The sequence below is a fragment of the Streptomyces sp. NBC_01210 genome (assembly GCF_036010325.1).
GTDB lineage: Bacteria > Actinomycetota > Actinomycetes > Streptomycetales > Streptomycetaceae > Streptomyces.
This window is the reverse complement of the sequence record NZ_CP108549.1, coordinates 1,989,363-2,007,473: the sequence shown is the minus strand read 5'-3', so window position 1 is coordinate 2,007,473 and position 18,111 is coordinate 1,989,363. Positions and strand designations below refer to the sequence as shown.

Annotated in this window: 19 protein-coding genes; 10 read left to right on the top strand and 9 right to left on the bottom strand. The window is 69.2% G+C overall.

Annotated elements, in window-relative coordinates:
• Window positions 1–20: 20 nt before the first annotated feature.
• The 5 genes from OG735_RS09080 to OG735_RS09060 all read right to left on the bottom strand — a co-directional run bounded on the left by OG735_RS09080 (window position 21) and on the right by OG735_RS09060 (window position 4,498).
• Complete coding sequence (locus tag OG735_RS09080) at window positions 21–926, bottom strand: universal stress protein (RefSeq protein ID WP_327322622.1); 906 nt, start codon at window positions 924–926, stop codon at window positions 21–23.
• A gap of 133 nt (window positions 927–1,059) precedes the next feature.
• Entirely contained in the window at window positions 1,060–1,713 is a 654-nt protein-coding gene (locus OG735_RS09075; RefSeq protein WP_327322621.1) for a DUF4389 domain-containing protein, read from the bottom strand.
• Between the two features lie 124 nt (window positions 1,714–1,837).
• Entirely contained in the window at window positions 1,838–2,554 is a 717-nt protein-coding gene (locus OG735_RS09070; protein ID WP_327322620.1) for a CBS domain-containing protein, read from the bottom strand.
• Window positions 2,551–3,879 carry a nicotinate phosphoribosyltransferase gene (locus OG735_RS09065; RefSeq protein WP_327322619.1) on the bottom strand — a complete coding sequence of 443 codons (1,329 nt, stop codon included), beginning with the start codon at window positions 3,877–3,879 and terminating at the stop codon, window positions 2,551–2,553. The genes OG735_RS09070 and OG735_RS09065 overlap by 4 nt, the downstream gene beginning before the upstream one ends.
• Entirely contained in the window at window positions 3,872–4,498 is a 627-nt protein-coding gene (locus OG735_RS09060) for a CBS domain-containing protein (protein WP_327322618.1), read from the bottom strand. The genes OG735_RS09065 and OG735_RS09060 overlap by 8 nt, the downstream gene beginning before the upstream one ends.
• Window positions 4,499–4,730: 232 nt before the next feature.
• Here OG735_RS09060 and OG735_RS09055 point away from each other — a divergent pair, with 232 nt between their 5' ends.
• The 3 genes from OG735_RS09055 to OG735_RS09045 all read left to right on the top strand — a co-directional run bounded on the left by OG735_RS09055 (window position 4,731) and on the right by OG735_RS09045 (window position 9,187).
• Window positions 4,731–5,636 (top strand): universal stress protein, encoded by a 906-nt coding sequence (locus tag OG735_RS09055; protein ID WP_327322617.1) that lies wholly within the window; start codon window positions 4,731–4,733, stop codon window positions 5,634–5,636.
• On the top strand, window positions 5,633–6,493 hold the full coding sequence (locus OG735_RS09050; RefSeq protein WP_327322616.1) for a universal stress protein: 861 nt from the start codon (window positions 5,633–5,635) through the stop codon (window positions 6,491–6,493). The genes OG735_RS09055 and OG735_RS09050 overlap by 4 nt, the downstream gene beginning before the upstream one ends.
• A gap of 72 nt (window positions 6,494–6,565) precedes the next feature.
• On the top strand, window positions 6,566–9,187 hold the full coding sequence (locus tag OG735_RS09045) for a cation-translocating P-type ATPase (RefSeq protein ID WP_327322615.1): 2,622 nt from the start codon (window positions 6,566–6,568) through the stop codon (window positions 9,185–9,187).
• Window positions 9,188–9,413: 226 nt separating this feature from the next.
• On the opposite strand, the gene OG735_RS09040 is transcribed toward OG735_RS09045, so the two are convergent.
• The 3 genes from OG735_RS09040 to OG735_RS09030 are packed head-to-tail and all read right to left on the bottom strand — an operon-like array spanning window position 9,414 to window position 10,822.
• Window positions 9,414–10,061: a CBS domain-containing protein gene (locus OG735_RS09040; protein WP_327322614.1), complete on the bottom strand. Its 648-nt coding sequence runs from the start codon at window positions 10,059–10,061 to the stop codon at window positions 9,414–9,416.
• Window positions 10,062–10,082: 21 nt separating this feature from the next.
• Complete coding sequence (locus OG735_RS09035; RefSeq protein WP_327322613.1) at window positions 10,083–10,547, bottom strand: Crp/Fnr family transcriptional regulator; 465 nt, start codon at window positions 10,545–10,547, stop codon at window positions 10,083–10,085.
• Window positions 10,544–10,822 (bottom strand): hypothetical protein, encoded by a 279-nt coding sequence (locus OG735_RS09030; RefSeq protein ID WP_327322612.1) that lies wholly within the window; start codon window positions 10,820–10,822, stop codon window positions 10,544–10,546. Before OG735_RS09030 ends, OG735_RS09035 begins: the two co-directional genes overlap by 4 nt.
• A 51-nt stretch (window positions 10,823–10,873) precedes the next feature.
• Between OG735_RS09030 and OG735_RS41870 the strand changes: the two genes are divergently transcribed.
• Window positions 10,874–11,125, top strand: coding sequence for an SHOCT domain-containing protein (locus tag OG735_RS41870; protein ID WP_442812395.1), 252 nt, complete (start codon window positions 10,874–10,876; stop codon window positions 11,123–11,125).
• A gap of 202 nt (window positions 11,126–11,327) precedes the next feature.
• On the opposite strand, the gene OG735_RS09020 is transcribed toward OG735_RS41870, so the two are convergent.
• The gene (locus tag OG735_RS09020; RefSeq protein WP_327322611.1) at window positions 11,328–12,395 is read right to left on the bottom strand and encodes a zinc-dependent alcohol dehydrogenase family protein; all 1,068 of its coding nucleotides are present in this window, start codon (window positions 12,393–12,395) and stop codon (window positions 11,328–11,330) included.
• A 178-nt stretch (window positions 12,396–12,573) separates the two neighbouring features.
• Here OG735_RS09020 and OG735_RS09015 point away from each other — a divergent pair, with 178 nt between their 5' ends.
• The 6 genes from OG735_RS09015 to OG735_RS08990 all read left to right on the top strand — a co-directional run bounded on the left by OG735_RS09015 (window position 12,574) and on the right by OG735_RS08990 (window position 18,052).
• Window positions 12,574–12,771, top strand: coding sequence for a hypothetical protein (locus tag OG735_RS09015; protein ID WP_327322610.1), 198 nt, complete (start codon window positions 12,574–12,576; stop codon window positions 12,769–12,771).
• 233 nt (window positions 12,772–13,004) lie between these two features.
• A complete protein-coding gene (locus OG735_RS09010; protein WP_327322609.1) occupies window positions 13,005–13,676 on the top strand; it encodes a CBS domain-containing protein in 672 nt (223 codons plus the stop codon).
• Between the two features lie 71 nt (window positions 13,677–13,747).
• Window positions 13,748–15,301 (top strand): bifunctional aminoglycoside phosphotransferase/ATP-binding protein, encoded by a 1,554-nt coding sequence (locus OG735_RS09005; RefSeq protein ID WP_327322608.1) that lies wholly within the window; start codon window positions 13,748–13,750, stop codon window positions 15,299–15,301.
• 211 nt (window positions 15,302–15,512) lie between these two features.
• A complete protein-coding gene (locus OG735_RS09000) occupies window positions 15,513–16,388 on the top strand; it encodes a universal stress protein (protein ID WP_327322607.1) in 876 nt (291 codons plus the stop codon).
• A gap of 511 nt (window positions 16,389–16,899) precedes the next feature.
• On the top strand, window positions 16,900–17,409 hold the full coding sequence (locus OG735_RS08995; RefSeq protein ID WP_327322606.1) for a flavodoxin domain-containing protein: 510 nt from the start codon (window positions 16,900–16,902) through the stop codon (window positions 17,407–17,409).
• Between the two features lie 172 nt (window positions 17,410–17,581).
• Window positions 17,582–18,052 (top strand): universal stress protein, encoded by a 471-nt coding sequence (locus tag OG735_RS08990; protein ID WP_327322605.1) that lies wholly within the window; start codon window positions 17,582–17,584, stop codon window positions 18,050–18,052.
• Window positions 18,053–18,111: the final 59 nt, after the last annotated feature.

The following is an 18,111-nucleotide window of genomic DNA, read 5'->3' as shown; positions in this document are numbered from 1 at the left end:
GATCCTCCTGCCGAGAGGGGTCAGTCGTGGGTGACGACGGCGACAGGTGCGGCACTGTGGTGCATGACCGCGTGGGCGACGGGGCCGATGTGCCCACCCAGGGGAGCCCGGCGCAGGCGCCGGCCGACTACCACAAGATCGGCGTCGGCCGCCGAGTACACCAACTGCTGCGCAGGCGAACCGATGAGAGCCCGCTCGACAACCTGCACCGACGGGAACTTCTGCCGCCATGGCAGCAGCATGTCGCTGAGGGCCTGCTCGACTTGCCGGCCCACTTCCAGCTGGATGCCGGGGTCGAGCGTCGGCGCGTAGCTGAACAGGAGAGGGAGCGTCCAGCCGTGTACGGCGCGGAGAGTGCAGCCACGCCGTGCGGCCTCGTCGAAGGCGAAGGCGAGGAGCTTGTCGCAGGACTGGTAGATGTCCAGGCCGACGACCACGTCGCGGTACACGGATGCGGCGTCGGTCTGCTCGGCGGCGCCGGACCTGGTGCGGGACTCCTTGTCGTGGTGCTTGGGGGCCCGTACCAGCACGACCGGCTGCTCGGTGGCACTGACCGTGGCCATGCCGACCGAGCCGATGAGGAAGCCCATGATGCTGCCAAGACCCCGGGAGCCGAGCACCAGCATCTCCGCCTCACCCGCCTCGATGGGCAGGGCGGCAGCGGGCCTTCCGGAGAGCCGTCGTGTGGTGATCTTCAGTCCGGGATGGCGCTGCCTCAGCTCGTCGACGGCATCGGCCAGAATCTTGTCGGCCCACTGCTGCTGCACTTCGGGTCCGACCATGGGTAGGGCGGCGGTCGTGGGCCACTCCTCGGCGTGAACGAGGTGCAGGGGCACTTCGTGCAGCAATGCCTCCCGGGCAGCCCATGCGGCGGCGCCACGGCTCTCGGGCGACCCGTCCAGGCCGACGGTCACGTTGCGAGTCATGGTGCGGACCTCCTCAGGGGCCGCGTGTGCGGCCACAGTTCCAGCGTCTTGGTCCGGCCGCCGTGACAGGAGGGGCCGAGGGGCCCCCGATGGGACCGACCGGCCCTGGTGCCCCGCGCGGGACCTCCCCTGATCACGGTCGGCCGGCCGGATCCGCGCCACCCATGTCCAGCCGGAACGGCGGGTACTCGTCCGTCATCAGACCCGCGTACGCGGCGACCCGCAGCACCCACCGGTTCAGCCCCATGATCAGGTCGAAGAGGTCGCGCGGATACTTCTCGGTGAAGGCCAGGACGACGGCCGCGATGACGGCGAACACGGAGATCAGGCCCACGTTCCACCATGCGGCGTGGAAGCCGCCCATGAAGAAGCCGATCACGATGTAGTGCGGGATGGCGAGCAGCCACCACTTCACCAGAACCAGGCCCCGTGACAGCCGCTCCGGGTAGGCGATGTCCAGTCGGGCCGGATAGCCGGGCTCCTCGGCGAGGCTGAACGGTGGGTAGCGGTCGGTGCCCAGTGCCCCGTACGCGTAGTACGAGACCCGCCAGGTCCAGCGCAGCACTCCGACGTTGAAGTCGAACAGCGACCGCGGATATCGCTCGGTGAACAGGATCGCGAAGAACGCGACGATGGTGACGAGGACGAAGGCGATCCACAGGAAGAACAGCACGAGGTAGTGCGGGATCACGAGGATCCACTTCACCAGCCACAGCCAGCGCGACAGCGGCGCATCGAGTGCCGCCTCCACTCTGACGGGCCGGTACGCCGCGGGAGTCGTCGTCATGGCAGTCAGCTCCTTGTGCCGGGTGCCGCCCCGGTCAGCCTGGGCCCGGTATGGGCGGTGACACGAGGGCCGGGCGGGCTGCTCCGACAGGGCCGGTTGGCCCTAGAGGGCCTGTTGTCCGGGGTCACCAGGGCCACCCGTACTCCGTGCCCTCCGGCGGCGTGAGCCCGGAATCGTTGACGCGTGAAGAGAGGCGGTCCACCACCGACACCACTCCGTCCAACCGCTGAGTGAGCTGCAGTACGACAGGGATCTGACTGTGCCGCTCCAGTTGCCCCTCCAGAGTGACCACCCCGTCGACGACATGGACATCGATCACGTTCGGTGCCAGCCCCAGCACGTCCTTCAGCACGTCTTCGATCACGTGGCGGCGGATTTCGGAGTCGGGGCGCAGAAACACCTGGAGAAGATCGCGCCGTGTGACGATGCCGACCAGGCGGTCTTCGGCGTCCACCACCGGAAGCCGTTCGACGCCGCGCCGGAGCATCGTCCGGGCGGCCTCGGCGACCGTGTCTTCGGCATGGACGGCGATCGCGGGTGCGGACATCAGCAGGCCCGCCGTGAGGCCTTCCCGCTTGTCGTCCCGCGTGTCCGCGGTCGAGCGGGGGATCCGGCCGTGCCGAGGTCCCTGCTGGTCCTCGTCCGCTCCTCCGGCTGACGCCTGACGGACGAGAAGGTCGCTCTCGGAGACGACCCCGAGCACTCTGCCGTCGTCGTCGAGGACAGGCAGTCCGGTGATGTCGTGCTCGGCGAGCAGTTTGGCGACATCTTTGAAGGGCGTGGCAGGCGTGATCGAGATGACCTCGCCCACCATCACGCTTGCGACCTTGCTGAGTTTCATGTCCGTATCTCCTCCTCGATACGGCGACGTACCACGGCCGTCATGGCCGCCAGCCGCCTGGATGTGACCGGGCGGATTGGTTCGGGGCTGTGGATACGCCGTGCCGATGCCGGGAGGGCGGCGAGGTCGGCGTCGAAACGCGCGCGGGCGTCCGACAGGCGGTCCGGCGTCCCCGTCCTGCAGCCCCCACGCATGACCGTGCAGAGAAGAGGTTCCGCTCCGGGTGGTGGGTCCTCGTTCCACACGCCGATCACGTCGGCGCGGCCGGACCGGCGGAAGACCTGCTTCGGCGCGGGGGCCGTCACCTTCGCGGAGGAGAGCTTCATGACCGGCCGCCCTTCGTACTCCACCAGTTTGTACGCGGCGTCGAGGTAGGGCGCGTCCGCGGCCACGCCGACGCGGGTACCGACGGCATACACATCGATCGGGACGCCGGCCCGCACGAGCTCGTCCACTGCGTACTCGTCCAGGCCACCGCTGGCGACGATGCCGACGTCCGTGAGGCCGCCGGCGTCGAGAATGTCCCGTGCCCGGCACGCGAGAGCCCCGAGGTCACCGCTGTCGAGACGAATGGCGCAGCCGGGACCGCGCCCGAGCTCCTTGAGCACCCGTGCCGCGATCGCGACTCCGCCATCGGTGTCGTACGTGTCGACGAGGAAGGTCACCGGTCCGGGATGGGTGCGCGCGAATCCCCGGAACGCCTCCTCTTCGCCCGGGAAGGCCTCGATGTACGAGTGAGCCATGGTGCCCGAAGCGGGTATGCCGAGCCTCGTCGCCGCGGCCACGTTGCTGGTGCCCGCGAAGCCGACCAGTGCGCCCAGCCGGGCGGCCTGGAATCCTGCCTGCGGCCCGTGCGCGCGACGCAGTGAGAAGTCCACCACGGGCCGCCCCGCGGCTGCGATGACACAGCGGGCCGCCTTGGAGGCGACCGCCGTCTGATGGCACAGCTGAGTGAGCAGGAAGGTCTCGACGAGCTGTGCCTGCGGCAGTGGCGCGGTCACTTCCAGCAGCGGCTCTCCGGCGAACACGAGCCGCCCCTCGGGGACAGCACGCACCTCGCCGTCGAATCCCAGGCCGAGCAGCAGCTCAAGGTCCAGGGCCGGCCGGTGCAGGGCCTCGGCGAATTCCTCCACGTCGTGCGGACTGACGCGGAATCGGGACAGGTAGTCGAGCGACGGCTCCAGGCCGGCGGCCACCAGGAACCCGCGGCCGGGCGGCAAGTCCCGCACGAACAAACTGAAAGTGGCCGGAGCGCGCATCCCTTCCCGCAGGTAGGACATGGCCATCGTCACTTCGTACAGATCGGTCGTGGTCACCTCAGACATGGCGGTCGCCGCCCTTCGCGGCCGCGGAGTCGTCCATGTCGTAGGTGAGTCGCTCGATCACATCCACCACTCCGTCGACGCTCTCGCACAGTCGCAGAGTGATGGGGATGAGGCTCTTGCGCGCCACAGTGCCGCTGAGAGTGACCCTGCCGTCGGCGACCTCGACTGTCAGCGCAGAGGGCGGCAACCCAAGGGTGTGGGTGACGACGTCCTCAAGGATTTCCTCCTGGATCGCCCGGTCCCGCCGCAGGAACAACTGCAGGAGGTCGCTGCGGCTGATCACACCGACCAGACGGCCCGACTCGTCGACGACGGGCAGCCGTTTGACCCTGTTCTTCTCCATGACCCTGGCCGCCCGGACCGCGCTCCACTCCGGCTGCGTGACGATCGCAGGACTGGACATGAGGCCCTCCGCCGCGCTGGATGTGCCTCGCGATGTCTGTCTGCGCAGCAGATCTGCCTCGGAGACAACGCCGACCGGCCGCTCGTGGTCGTCGATCACCGGTACGGCGGTGATGCCGTATTCGTCGAGGAGGCGGGCGATCTCTTTGAAGGGGGTGCCCCGCTGCACGCTCACGGCCGTGGGGGACATCAGGTCGGCAACACTGCGGTGCCTCATGGCGCGCCAGTCCTTTCCTTCACCTGCCGGATCAGGCCGTCCTGAATGCCAGCGTGGAACCAATCCCGCCCGCGTGCACAGGGCCGAGAGGTCCTCGGAGCGGACCGAATGGATCAGCCTCGGCCGGACAGGGACCTTCGGCCCTGCCATGGACCCCTGTGGCCCTCTCCATGCTGATCTCGTGGTGACACCGTGAGGAGTGATCCCCGATGGAACTCGGCAAGGAGGAGCCATGGGCGGCAGCACTGTGGGCGGCCCGGAACTCGGGATAGTGGTCGTGGGCGTGGACGGTTCGGCGAATGCGGCGACGGCTGCAGACTGGGCCGCGGCCGAGGCCGACCGGCGGGGGAGGCCGCTGCGCCTCCTGTACGCCGCCGACACCTACCGGAGAGCCCTGTACGCCTCGGTCGAGACCGTCGAGCGCGAGCGCCAGCGCGGGCGCGACGTGCTCAAGGACACGGCGGACCGGCTGGTGGAGCAGTACCCCGAACTGCAGATCAACAGGGAATTGAGCCAACGGGAGCCGACCGTCAGCCTGCACGACGCTGCTGGCAACCACGGCACGATCGTCGTGGGCAACCGCGGCTACGGAGGGTTCGCCGCGTTGCTGCTCGGCTCCGTCGGACTCCGCGTGGCGGCGGGCGCGACGGTCCCTGTCGTGGTGGTCAGGGGCGCAGCACAAGGGGCGGAGACCGGTGTGGTGGTGGCCGCCGTCCGCGACGAGGACGACCTCGACTGTGTCCGGCGCGCGGCGCGCGGCGCGGAACTCCGCAAGGCGTCGCTGCGTCTGCTGAGCGTCTGGCAGGTGCTGCGGTACGTGGGCATGGTGGCCACCATGCTGGACGACGTCGACGAGATCGCCCAGCAGCACCTGCAACGTGTTTCGGTGGTGGCCGACCGGATTCGGGATGAATTCCCCGAGCTCACCGTCGCCGCGGACGTGGACGAGGGCACATCAGTCGCCGGCGCGCTCGTCGAGGCATCGCGTCACGCCGACCTGCTCGTCATGGGCGGTCGGCGGCCGCCCGATGCCTTCGGTCCCACGCTGGGACGGGTGACGCATGCGGTTCTGCACCACGCCGAATGCCCCGTGGAGCTCATCCCGCGCGAGAGCAAAAAACGCCGGGAGGAACAGTGACAGCCCTCGCAGAGCGCCGCGAGATGATCTTCGGCGTCGATCCGCAGCACCAGTCCCGCCCCGCACTTGCCTGGGCCGCCGACGAGGCCCACCGCAGGCACCTTGCCCTTCGGCTGCTGCTGGCCGTGCCGCCGTTGCACGACGCACGCCACGCCGATGCCACCGCGCACCACATCGAGCTGCGGCGGCGAGGAGATGAGGCGCTCACCTCCGCTGCCGCATGGGCACGGGCTCGGCACGGGAAGCTTGAGGTGATGACGGACTTGCTCGACGGGGTTCCCGCCCCGGCGCTCTGCCGCCACTCGGAGCAGGCCCGGATGGTGGTCCTCGGCTCGCGTCGGCTGGGCCGGGCGGAGGAGTTCTTCAGCGCGAGTTCGGTGGTGGCGCCGGTCAGTGCACAGGCCGACTGCCCGGTCGTCGTCGTGGGAGAGCCCGAGCATGTGACGCAGCAGCCGCTCTACCTGGTTGTCGGCGTCGACGGCAGTCAGGCTTCGCGCGCCGCCGTCGCCCAGGCCTTCGAGCAAGCAAGCCTGCGGGGGGCCGGCCTGCGTGCCCTCTGGATCTGGCCGCCACCGGTGGTCTCGTTCACGGGCGAGGCGGAGGCGATGCGGGAGCGCCGACGGCTGCTGTCGGAAACAACGGCGGGCTGGTCGGAGAAGTACCCGGATGTGGCTCTGACGCACGAGGTGGTCCGCGGACATCCGGTCGAGGAGCTTGCGCGGGCCTCCGAGCATGCACTGGCCGTCGTGGTCGGCCGCCGGGGCCGGGGCGGGTACACCGGCATGCGGCTGGGGTCGGTCGTCCACGGCCTGCTGCACCGAGCGCTCTGCCCGGTGATCACGGTTCCCACTCCGTGAACTGCGGCCCACGAAGCACGCGATGGCCTGATCCGCTTCACACCGGCCCCGTCCGTCGATCGGAGCACCCACGTGACCTCGCACCCCGCCCGCACACCGCCTGTCACCGACGAGCGCCGTCGAGGGCTCACCGAAGAGGATGCGGCCCGCCGCCTCGCCGAATACGGCCGCAACGAGGTGGCCGCCCGGCACACCGTGCGCCTGCACACGCGCGTGGTGGCACAGCTCAGGGATCCGCTGATCATGGTCCTCCTCGGGGCCGTGGCACTGACCGTGGCGATCGGGGACCACGCCGACTCCGTCGTCATCGCCCTCGTGATCGTCGTGAACACCACGGTGGGAGTGATCCAGGAGGTCAGAGCCGACAACGCAGTTGCCGCACTCTCCGCCATGTCAGCACCGAACGCACGTGTCCTGCGCGGCAATTCCGAGCGGGAAGTGCCCGCGGCCGAAGTCGTCCCCGGCGATGTACTGGCACTCGGCGAAGGGGACATCGTTCCCGCCGACGCGCTCCTCACGCAGGCATCGGCGCTGCTCCTCGACGAGTCCATGCTGACCGGTGAATCCGTACCCGTGGACAAGGACCTGCGCTCCGGACGGCCGGGGGCGGCGACGCTGAGCGCGGGCACTGTCGTGGTCCGGGGCAGGGGCATCGCGACGGTGACGGCCACCGGGACCGCCAGCGCCCTGGGCCGTATCGCCGCACTGCTGGAAGGGCGACTCGAGGCGACACCTCTGCAGCGGCGGCTCGCCGCACTGGGACGGGTTCTCGCCGTGGCCACCCTGGCACTGTGTCTGCTGGTGTTCGCCCTTGGCCTGATACGTGGCCTGGCACCGGGCACCATGGCGGTGACCGCGATCAGCCTTGCCGTCGCCGCCGTACCCGAGTCGCTCCCGGCCGTCGTCACGTTGGCACTGGCCCTCGGCGCGCGGCGCATGGCCGCACGCCACGCCGTCGTACGACGCCTCCCCGCCGTGGAGACGCTCGGATCGGTGACCGTACTGGCGACGGACAAGACCGGCACTCTCACCGAAGGCCGCATGGTCGTCGAACGCATTTGGACACCCGAGGGCGCCGTCGACTTCACCGGCACTGGGTACGAGCCGTCCGGCGACGTACGCGTCGACGGCCGGGCAGCGGAGCCCGCCGAACTCAGGCCTGTACAAAAGCTGTTGACCATCGCAGCGCTGTGCAACGACGCCGCGCTGCGCCCACCGGACGAACCGTCCGACGACACCGGCACCCGCTGGACTGCCCTCGGCGACCCCACCGAGGCCGCGCTGCTGACGGCCGCGGCCAAAGCGCGCTGCGAGCAACCGAGCACGCTGCACCAGACCTACCCGAGGACCGACGAAGCACCGTTCGACAGCCTGCGCAAGCGCATGAGCACACTCCACGGAACGCCGTCAGGGCAAGTGATGGTGTGTCTGAAAGGCGCTCCGGAAGCAGTCCTCGACCCCGCTGTGCTCGACGAGCCCGCGCAGCTCCTCGATCGGGCCCGGGACGAGGCAGCGCTGCTCGCCGCGCGGGGATACCGGGTGCTGGCCGTGGCCTGCGGCGAGCGGACCGAGGCTCCGGCGCGGGCAGCGGACGCCGAATCGGGGCTGCGGCTGCTAGGCCTGGCGGCGATCAACGATCCTCCGAAGCCGGCGGCAGCCGCCACGCTGGCCGCGTGCCGGGCCGCGGGCATCACGCCCGTGCTCATCACCGGTGACCATCCCGCCACCGCACGGGCCATCGCCACGCGCGTCGGTCTGCTGTCCCCCGACAGCGAGCCGGGCGAGGTCGTCACAGGTCAGTCCCTGGCGGCGGGAGCCGTGGACGACCTCACGGCGGTAAGGGTGTTCGCCCGCACGGACCCGCAGCAGAAGCTGGACATCGTCGAAGCCTGGCGCGACCACGGGGACGTGACGGCGATGACCGGTGACGGCGTCAACGACGGACCCGCACTACGACAAGCGGACATCGGCGTCGCCATGGGGCGGCGAGGCACCGAGGTGGCGAGACAGTCGGCCGATCTGGTGCTCACCGACGACGAGTTGTCCACCGTGGTCGCGGCGGTCGAGGAGGGGCGCCGCGTTTATGACAACATCCGGCGCTTCCTCGTCTACGGACTCGCCGGAGGCACCGCAGAGATCCTGGTGATGCTCGTCGGCCCCCTGCTCGGATTGTCACTGCCGCTGCGGGCGGGGCAGATCCTGTGGATCAATCTCCTCACCCATGGCCTGACCGGGGTGGCGATGGGGGCGGAGCCAGTGTCCCCGCGCGCCATGCACCGGCCCCCGCGCCCGCCGCATCAGCACGTGCTGGGGCACGGCCTGTGGCAACGGGTGCTCTTCCTCGCAGCCGTGGTCACCATGGCAAGCCTCGCTGCAGGCCTCTCGGCCCGTGCCGTGGATGCCCCCTGGCAGAGCGTGCTGTTCCTGTCCCTGCTGGCCGCACAGCTCGGGGTCGTCATGGGGCTTCGGGAACGCCTTCTCACACGGGAGAACCTCTTCCTGCCGGCGGCGGTGCTCGCCTCGGCCGGTCTCGCGGCGGCGGCTCTGTATGTACCGTTCCTGCGTTCGGTACTTGAGACCGAGCCGCTCGGCGGGACGGATGTCGCTGTGGCCGCGGCCGTGGGTCTGGCCGGTTTCGCCGCCGCCAGGCTCAGCAGGCAGCCATGGCTGCGGCGATTGGTCGTCAAGCAGTAGTCGTCAAGCGGTATGGGAGAGGTGGGGCCGAACGGCACCGAAGGTGGGACTGTTCGGCCCTGGCAGCATCGCACGCCCCGTGTTTCCATGGAATTGACGGAAAGGGCCCCTGACGAGGACGTGGAGAAGCGGCTCGTGGCCGTGCACCACGCAATCAGGATCCGCGAGAAGCGGATGGGCCCTTTTCGCCTTGACGTGCCCAGACCGAGGTTGTCGTACTGATGCCTCAGGGCGCCGGGGGTGCCTGGTTGTTGAGGCTGAGGCGGATGTCCACGACGCCTTCGACCGCGCGGGCGGCCCGGGCAAGCAGGGAGACCAGCGCCCGGTCCCTGAGGTTGCCGTAAAGGGTGACCACGCCGTCAGTGACGGAAACTTCCACTTGTGCCGCGGGCGGAAGGTGTTGGATGACGGTACGACGGATCTCGTCGGCTATGGCCTCGTCGGACCTGAGGAACACCTTCAGCAGGTCGCTGCGGCTGACGACACCTTCCAGCAGGCCGACATCATCGACCACGGGCAGGCGCTTGACGCGACGGCGCGCCATGATGCGTGCGGCCTCGGCGACCATGGCACTCGCGTGAACGGTGATGGCCGGGCTCGACATCAGCTCCTCTGCGGAGACCGCCCTCGCCTTCGTCATGTCGGACAGCGGCCGGTCTGCCTGTGCGGGGTCGTCGAGGCGGTACTCCTCCTTGGGGAGCAGATCGGCCTCCGAGACCACGCCGATCACACGGCCCTCGCCCTCCAGCACCGGCAAAGCACTGACCTTCCACTGCTCCATCAGCTCCACGATCTCCTTATAGGTCGCATGGCGCCCCACCGCGACTGCGGTGTGGGTCATGACATCGCTCACTGTGTGCGGGGAATCGGGCATGGCGGGCCTCCCGGACGCCGGTCACAGAGTCATGCCGCTGCCGTGAGGCGCGTACAGATCGAGCAGGCGGATACGGGCGGCATGCAGCCGGTGAGCAAGCACCCTGCCGACCCAGTGTCCGATCGCGGAGCCGAAGGCAGGGTCGGCATCCATCATCATCCGCACCGTTGACGCGTCGAACTCCTGGGCGCGTACGGGTGTCATGGCCTCGGCGCCGAACTGCCACACATACGGTGGGAACAGCCAGGACCAGCCCACGAGTTCACCGAAGCCCAGGTTCTCGATCACTGCCGGGCGCCGTCCCGGAACTTGGATGTCGAGAGCGATAGTGCCGGACTGGATGATCCAGAACCGGTCGGCGGGGCGGCCTTCTTCGAAGATACGGGTCCCTTCAGGGAATTTGACGTCCCGGGTGATGCCCAGTAGCCGGGCACGGTGCTCGGGGGACAGAACGGCGGTCATACGGGTGGGGGAGGGGGTACTCATTGCTGGGCCTCCGTTTCGAGCGCGCGGCTACCTCGCTGATGACCGGTGAGCCGTCCGGGCCGCACTCGCCGGTTTCTCCTGCGGGGCCGCTGTCTGTGCTCAGCTTCAGTCACCCGATCGGCGCCGGGGAAGGGCCGGGCGGCCCTGTCCGCGGCCCGACAGGCCCAGTTCTGCCCCGCTTTGGTAATCGCGGTCAGGCAGGCGGCGATGCTTTCGGCCCACAGGGCAATCCGTTTGAGGTCGCGGCAGTCGTCGCCGTCCTCCTCCAGGATCACTCGGGCGATGCGTCCTCGCGCTCCGTCCGCCGGCCGTCCGCCGAACGTGACGTGCTCCAGGCTCCCAGTCGACGCTCGACTTGGCGGACGCCGCGCACGGCAGGGATATCCCGTTGCAACGCCGACGGGTCGAGGGGGCCGCTGCTGAACAGCCACAGCCCGGCCAGAGCATGGCGGTGGCACGCCGGGCCCTCGCCCGAGCAGCTGCTCGCCGAGCGGTTCGCCCGCGGCGACATCGACGAAGAGGAGTACCAGCGGCGTCGTGCGGCCCTGCGCTCCTCCAGTCCACTCACCAAACACTGACGCCCGCCCGCGGAGGAGGATCGGCCGGGGCACCTTCGCCTTCCTTTGCGGGCGTCGTGGATGTCGAGTGGGCTCTGGGCGGCGACGCCCCGGCGACAGCGGATAGACCGGTGATGGCGGATAAATCATCGGGGACGGACGACTGATCCGCTTGATGCCGATGTGTCGGGCCGGCGACCGAGGCGCCCGGCTCGGCAGGGCGTCAGCTCGTGCGCTCCACGTCCTTGTGCTCCGGGCCACCGAGCACGACCTTGAGCGCACCCGTGTCGGCAGCGCGTGAGAACACGTCGTACGCCTCCTCGATCTGTCCCAGTTCGAAGCGATGGGTCGCGATCGCAGCCGTGGGCAGTCGACCGGCAGCCAGCATGCCCAGCAGAACCGGTGTGGAGTAGGTGTCCACCAGGCCGGTCCTGATGGTCACGTTCTTGATCCAGAGGTCTTCCAGGTGGAGCGTGGCGGGTTTGCCGTGCACGCCTACGTTGGCCACATGGCCTCCCGGCCGTACCACACGCGTGCAGAGTTCAAAGCTTTCCGGTACTCCGACGGCCTCGATTGCCACATCGGCCCCGAGCCCCTCGGTCAGATCCGAGACCAGCTGCTCAGGGTCTTCCGCCGCGTTGACGATGGCGTCCGCACCGAGTTCGCGGGCGGCGTCCAGCCGCGACTTGGCCAGGTCCACCGCGATGATCCTGCCGGGCGAGAACAGCCGTGACGTGGCGATGGTGGCGAGCCCGATGGGGCCGGCTCCCACGACCACGACGGTGTCGCCGGGCCGGACTCCTCCGTTGAGGACGCCCACCTCGTACGCAGTGGGGAAGATGTCGGACAGCAACACGGCGTCGCTGCTGCTCACTGCTGCGGGCAGCGGGTGGACGGAGAAATCGGCGAAGGGAACGCGTACGTACTCGGCCTGCGTGCCGTTGATCAGGTGGCCGAGCACCCATCCCCCGTTGCCCCGGCACTGCCCGTACATCTGCTCGCGGCAGTAGCGGCAGCGGCCGCAGGGGGAGATGCACGAGACGAGCACCCGGTCGCCGGGGCGGACCGTGCCGACATCACTTCCCGCCTCGACGACCTCGCCGACGGCCTCGTGCCCGAGGACGGTCCCCGGGGTCACTTCGGGCACGTCGCCCTTGAGGATGTGCAGGTCTGTTCCGCAGATGGTCGTGGTGTCGATGCGGACGACGATGTCCGTGGGCTCTTGGATGCCCGGATCTGCCACCTTGTCCCAAGAGGCCTGGCCGGGGCCGTGGAAAACGAGTGCCTTCATGACGTTCCTCTCCTCAGCTGTCCGATGTGTGCCTGTTGTCTCTCCCCCAGCCTGTGGTGGAGAGACAAAGACGCACAGGGGCCGATCGGTCCCCCGGTGGGGGGTTCACCGCCCCGATCGGCACAAGGGCACATAGGTGTGATCGTGAAGACGGAGACAACGGCAGGAGGCGGCAGCCATGGGTCTCGCGGACTACGACGCGGTGGCCGACCACGGCACGGCGCCCTCGGTGATGGGCGACGAGGCCGACATCGCCCGCGAGCTGGTCGCGGAGGTCCACGATGCCTTCATCGTGGAGTCCTTCGCGGGGGGCCGCATCCGGGGCCGCCGTCGCCTGAGATGTGATGGATGTGCGCGTCCCGCCCGGGGAACATGACGTGCTTCGACGACGAGTTGATCGCCAAGGTGAGCTCGCATGAGCGTCACCGCTCCTGCGAAGCGTCGCTGACCCCCAACCTGCCACGCGCTAAGCCCGAGTCGGAGGGCCGTTCGGGCCGGTCTCGGCCCGAACGGCCCCAAAGGGGGGCCGGACGGCTCATCCGAGGATGCCAGGCTCCTGACAGGCTTGATCAGTGACGGTGACAGTCACGACGCCGAAGGGAGGGCGGAATGCACCACCGAACAGTCGGAGAGCTCATGACCCGGAATGTTGTCCGGGTACGGCGTGATGTGCCGTTCAAGGAGATCGTCAGGCTGCTTGCCGAGAACGATGTCACCGCCGTACCCGTCGTGGACGAACTGGACCGCCCGATGGGTGTGGTGTCCGAGGCCGACCTACTGCGCAAGTCGTCCGGTCAGTCCGACCCGTCGGGTCGGGTGCCGATGCCGCATCTGGAGGCGTGGGAGCGGGCCAAGGCCGAGGGAGCCTGCGCCGAAGAGCTGATGTCGGCTCCGGCCGTTTGCGCGCGTCCGGAGTGGACTGTTGTCGAGGCGGCGCGCCTCATGGCAGTACAGAACGTCAAGCGGCTGCCCGTGGTGGACGAGGCGGACAGGCTCCAGGGCATCCTTGGCCGGAGCGACTTGCTGCGGATCTTCCTTCGCCGCGACGACGCCATCCGCGATGAGATCAACCGGGATGTGCTGCATTTGACTATGCGCCTCGGCCCTTCGGTGACGGTTGAGGTGGACGAAGGGCAGGTCACGCTCGGTGGCTCCGTCGATGTCAGGAGTCTGATCCCGATCATTGTGCGGTTGTGCCGGAGTGTGGACGGCGTGGTTTCGGTCTCGGAACACATCACGTTCCGGACCGATGACACCGCGAGTTCCACCAGCGGCACGTAGGTCGTCCGAATAGGGCACCGCACGCCGTGGTCGACCAGATGTTGTTCGCGACCACCGCAGGGAGGATCACGATGTCCACACTCCGAACCGACGCATCTGTGCTCCGGACATGCACCGGCATCGATGCAACGCCGCTCCCGCGAGCAGAGGTCTGCGAAACCCATACGGCGGTCGTTTTCTTCGTCGGCGACCGTGCCTACAAGCTCAAGAAGCCGGTGGACCTGGAATTCCTGGACTACTCCACCGTGGCGGCTCGGCGTGCGGCGTGCGAGCGGGAACTGGCTCTCAACCGTCGCTTCGCCCCCGACGTCTATCTGGGCCTGGGAGAATTTCGCAGCCCGGGCGCGGACACCCCAGAACCCCTCGTCGTGATGCGCCGCATGCCGGCGGAGCGCCGCCTCTCCCGGCTGATAAGCGAGGGCGTCGTCGTCGACGGTGCCCTGCGGACTGTCGCCCGGCAGCTCGCCACCCATCACGCGGATGCGCCCCGCAGCCGGGACGTGGACGAGCAGGGCACTCGGGACGCGCTGTCCTCGCGCTGGGAAGCGAGCTTCGCGCAGGTACGCGCGCTGGCCGGCGACGCACACGCTTCCGACGAGGTGGAGGAGGTCGAGCGACTGGTGCGCCGCTACCTCGTCGGCCGCAAGCAGCTGTTCGACACGCGCATCGCGCAGGGGCGGATCGTCGACGGCCACGGCGACCTGCTCGCAGAGGACATCTTCTGCCTCGACGACGGCCCCCGCCTCCTGGACTGCCTGGAGTTCGACGACCACCTGCGCTACGTCGACGGCCTCGACGACGCCGCCTTCCTTGCCATGGACCTGGAACAGCTGGGAGCCCCGGAGGCCGCGGGGTTCTTCCTTGCCCAGTACAGCGAGTACTCCGGCGACCCGGCACCGCCGTCCCTGCGGCACCACTATGTCGCCTACCGCGCCTTCGTCCGTGCCAAGGTCTCGCTGATCCAGGCCCGGCAGGGCGCGCCCGGCACTGAGGCCGCGTCACGGCGACTGGTCCTGACAGCGCTGCGTCACCTGCGGACGTCCGCTGTCGGCCTCACACTCGTCGGCGGGCTACCGGGCAGCGGCAAGTCCACACTCTCCGGCGCGCTGGCCGATCGCCTCGGCGTCACGCTCCTCAGCAGCGACCGTCTCCGCAAAGAGCTGGCGGGCATCCCCGCAGAGGTGTCCGCCGCGACCGGCTACGGCGAAGGCCTGTACACACCCGAATGGACCGCCAAGACCTACACGGCCCTGCTCGACCGTGCGTCCGCCCTGTTGTCCTCGGGCGAGTCCGTCGTCCTGGACGCCACCTGGTCCGATGCGGAACAGCGCGAAGCTGCCCTGCGCATGGCCGAACGCGTCAGCGCCGACCTGGTGGCCCTGCACTGCCAGGTGCCGGACGCCGTGTCGGCGGCCCGCCTGCGTACGCGCGCCCCCGGAGCATCCGACGCCGACCTCGACGTGGCCACCGCCATGGCAAGCAAAGAGCCGCCATGGACGGAAGCCGTCACGGTCGACACCAGCGGTCCCTTGGAGGCCGCGGTCGTACAAGCGCTGGCAGCCGTACGCCCCAACGGCACCGGCCAAGCCCCTGTCTTCCGCCGCCCCTACATGGAAACGGACTGAGCCGAGTCGACGATGCAGCGGCGGCCCCGCCCCCGACAGCGCCGCTTCGCCCGGCGGACGGTGCCGAGAAATATGGGTGCGATGGTTCGCGGCGGCGTTGGGCCGAAGAGCCCGTACCAGGGCCGAACCGCCCCTCCCGAGCGGCCCGCCCCAAATGCGACGGTGACAACGGGAACTTCTCCCCTCAGCCGAACGGAAGGCGGTGGGCACGATGGAGCTGCCCTTGGTCGTGGGTGTCGACGGATCCGAGTCCAGCCGCCAGGCACTCGACTGGTCGGTGGACGAGGCAGCGCGTTATGGAGTGCCACTGCGGCTGGTGTACGCCTCCAAGTGGGAGCACTACGAGGGCGTCGCTCTTGCCGGGAGCCTCGGACGTCCTCACGAGCAGGTCTTCGCGGAGAACATCGTCGGATCGGCCGCCGAACGAGCCGGCCGACGGAACCCGGATGTGAAGGTTTCGGCAGAGGTACTTACCGACGACCCGGTAACCGTGCTTCTTCGCGAAAGCAGCAAAGCCTCGGCGGTGGTCACGGGATCGCGCGGCCGTGGGGAGTTGAGGGGGCTGCTGCTGGGCTCGGTCGGTCTGACCGTGGCGGCCCGGGCGCACTGCCCGGTCATCGTGGTGCGCGGCGACAAGGCGGCACTCGGGAGCACGCACGGGCGGATCCTCCTCGGCGTGGCCGACACCGCCGGGGGACGGGCGGCGGTCACGTTCGCCCTGCGCGAGGCCGAAGCCCGCGGCTGCAACCTCGATGCGGTCCGTGCCTGGCGCCGCCCGGCGCAAGAGACAACGGACCATCCGCTGCTCGCCGGCGATCCTGCCCGCTACTACGAGGAGCAGGCCGCGACGCTGCTGGACGAGGCGCTTGGGGAGTCCGTACGTGACAACCCGGCCGTGCAAGTGCACCGGACCACGGTCGAAGGCCCGGCCCACAAGGTGCTGGTGCAGCGCTCGGCCGCTGCGGATCTGCTCGTCGTCGGCGCACAGCGGCGCCAGGGCCACTTCGGTCTCGAGCTCGGCCGGGTGGCGCATGCCGTGCTGCACCACGCCGACTGCCCCGTGGCCGTCGTACCGCAGCCGGTGTGATCGCGGCCTGTCTTGCGTCCGGAGCCCCGTCACACGGTCGGTGCGTCGGTCGCCTCTGTCGGGGAGCGCTTGCCGGAGCTTGAATATGTGCTGATTGCCGGGGAGCGCCGGCAGGACCTGGAGGGCGCCCTTTTCCTGGAACGCTGCTCGCGGAGGCGGACGAGGACTTCACCGTGCCGCGCACGGGCCCCGACGAGAGGGCCGCGCTGCTGCACTTCACCAGCGGCCACCGATGTCCCCAAGGGCGCGGTCCATGTCTGCCGTCGTCGCCCACCACATCACCGCCGCGTACGTCCTGGATGTGGGCCCGGACGACGTGTACTGCTGCACTTATGTCCGATCGCACGGGCGTACCCATCGATGAGGATGACTATCCCCACTCACTGGCCCTCGCCGATGCCTCGGAGTTCCTGTCGCTCGAACGGTCCAGCGCGTCAGCGGTTGACGGTCAGCCGCACCGTCTTGACGATCACCGCCACGCCGCGCACTGGCACAACAGAGAGGCGAAGCCATGAACGTTCTGGTGGGATACGCCACCGCACACGGCTCCACACGGGAGATCGCGGAGCGCATCGGGGCACGACTCGGCGAGGCGGGTCTGAAGGCCGATGTGCGGCCCATGAGCGAGGTCGAGGACGAGGACGCGTACGAGGCGTTCGTGCTCGGCAGCGCGGTCCATGGGCAGGCCTGGCTGGACGCGGCGAAGGACTTTGTGCACCGCAACAGTCATCTGTTCCCGGTCCGCCCCGTGTGGATTTTCAGCGTGGGGATGCCCGGCGCGATGCGCGGTCCGTGGAGGCGCTTGGCCGGCAAGGAGGAAACGGTCATCATCGACGACCTCCCCGATCACATCCCCTACAGGACCCATCGCCTCCTGTCGGGTGTCATCAAGCCCAGCCAGCTGCCCGTCACCGGGCGAGTGATCTTCCGGCTGATGGGCCTCAGGTACGGCGACTACCGCGACTGGCCGGCCATTGACACCTGGGCGGATGGGATTGCCAGGGAGCTTTGCACCCCGTGACGGTTTCGCTGGACAGAGCGGGACGGGGCTGTGCACGTTCCCGCGGTAGGCACGACTCAGCAAGCCACCCTGCGGGTCTGCGTGCGGTGCCGGGGCCGGTCTTCGCATGGCGGGCTTCGCTGAGGGCGGGCAGCGTGGATTACAGAGGTCCGTGCGAGAAAGGCGACAGGGTATGGAGAGCAAAGCATCGGCAGGCCGGGTTGTGGTGGGTGTCGATGGTTCGCTGTCGTCGCAGACGGCCCTGCGGTGGGCGATCAGGTATGCCGGTCTCATCGGGGGCTTCGTGGAGGCAGTGGGTGCGTGGGAGCTTCCGGGGATGCACGGCTGGTCTGCTCCGGCGGTGGACGCCGATCTCGACGAGGAGGTGGCGCGCTCCGGGTTCGCCGAAGAGCTGCGCAGTGTGGTCGGGTACGCGCCGTCCGTGGAGGTGCGGGAAAGTCTGGTGCGTGGCAATCCGGTGGCGGTGCTGCTCGCCGCGGCGGAGGGGGCTGAGGTGCTGGTGGTGGGCAGCCGGGGGCGGGGTGGTTTCGCCCGTGCTCTCCTGGGCTCTGTGAGCCAGCAATGTGCTCTGCACGCCACGTGTCCGGTGGTCATTATCCGGCCGGACAGCAAGGCAGGAGTCGGCCCGACCGAGGCCGCCTGAGCCGCGTTGCCTGCGTCCTGCCCGGCAGGAGGACGGCGAACGGCGCCTTCGTCGGCAAG

Excerpts from the sequence above, each read along its gene's own strand:
- OG735_RS09080 (WP_327322622.1), bottom strand. The coding sequence starts at position 926 with ATGACTCGCAACGTGACCGTCGGCCTGGACGGGTCGCCCGAGAGCCGT.
- OG735_RS09075 (WP_327322621.1), bottom strand. The coding sequence starts at position 1,713 with ATGACGACGACTCCCGCGGCGTACCGGCCCGTCAGAGTGGAGGCGGCA.
- OG735_RS09070 (WP_327322620.1), bottom strand. The coding sequence starts at position 2,554 with ATGAAACTCAGCAAGGTCGCAAGCGTGATGGTGGGCGAGGTCATCTCG.
- OG735_RS09065 (WP_327322619.1), bottom strand. The coding sequence starts at position 3,879 with ATGTCTGAGGTGACCACGACCGATCTGTACGAAGTGACGATGGCCATG.
- OG735_RS09060 (WP_327322618.1), bottom strand. The coding sequence starts at position 4,498 with ATGAGGCACCGCAGTGTTGCCGACCTGATGTCCCCCACGGCCGTGAGC.
- OG735_RS09055 (WP_327322617.1), top strand. The coding sequence starts at position 4,731 with ATGGGCGGCAGCACTGTGGGCGGCCCGGAACTCGGGATAGTGGTCGTG.
- OG735_RS09040 (WP_327322614.1), bottom strand. The coding sequence starts at position 10,061 with ATGCCCGATTCCCCGCACACAGTGAGCGATGTCATGACCCACACCGCA.
- OG735_RS09035 (WP_327322613.1), bottom strand. The coding sequence starts at position 10,547 with ATGAGTACCCCCTCCCCCACCCGTATGACCGCCGTTCTGTCCCCCGAG.
- OG735_RS09020 (WP_327322611.1), bottom strand. The coding sequence starts at position 12,395 with ATGAAGGCACTCGTTTTCCACGGCCCCGGCCAGGCCTCTTGGGACAAG.
- OG735_RS09015 (WP_327322610.1), top strand. The coding sequence starts at position 12,574 with ATGGGTCTCGCGGACTACGACGCGGTGGCCGACCACGGCACGGCGCCC.
- OG735_RS09010 (WP_327322609.1), top strand. The coding sequence starts at position 13,005 with ATGCACCACCGAACAGTCGGAGAGCTCATGACCCGGAATGTTGTCCGG.
- OG735_RS09005 (WP_327322608.1), top strand. The coding sequence starts at position 13,748 with ATGTCCACACTCCGAACCGACGCATCTGTGCTCCGGACATGCACCGGC.
- OG735_RS09000 (WP_327322607.1), top strand. The coding sequence starts at position 15,513 with ATGGAGCTGCCCTTGGTCGTGGGTGTCGACGGATCCGAGTCCAGCCGC.
- OG735_RS08995 (WP_327322606.1), top strand. The coding sequence starts at position 16,900 with ATGAACGTTCTGGTGGGATACGCCACCGCACACGGCTCCACACGGGAG.
- OG735_RS08990 (WP_327322605.1), top strand. The coding sequence starts at position 17,582 with ATGGAGAGCAAAGCATCGGCAGGCCGGGTTGTGGTGGGTGTCGATGGT.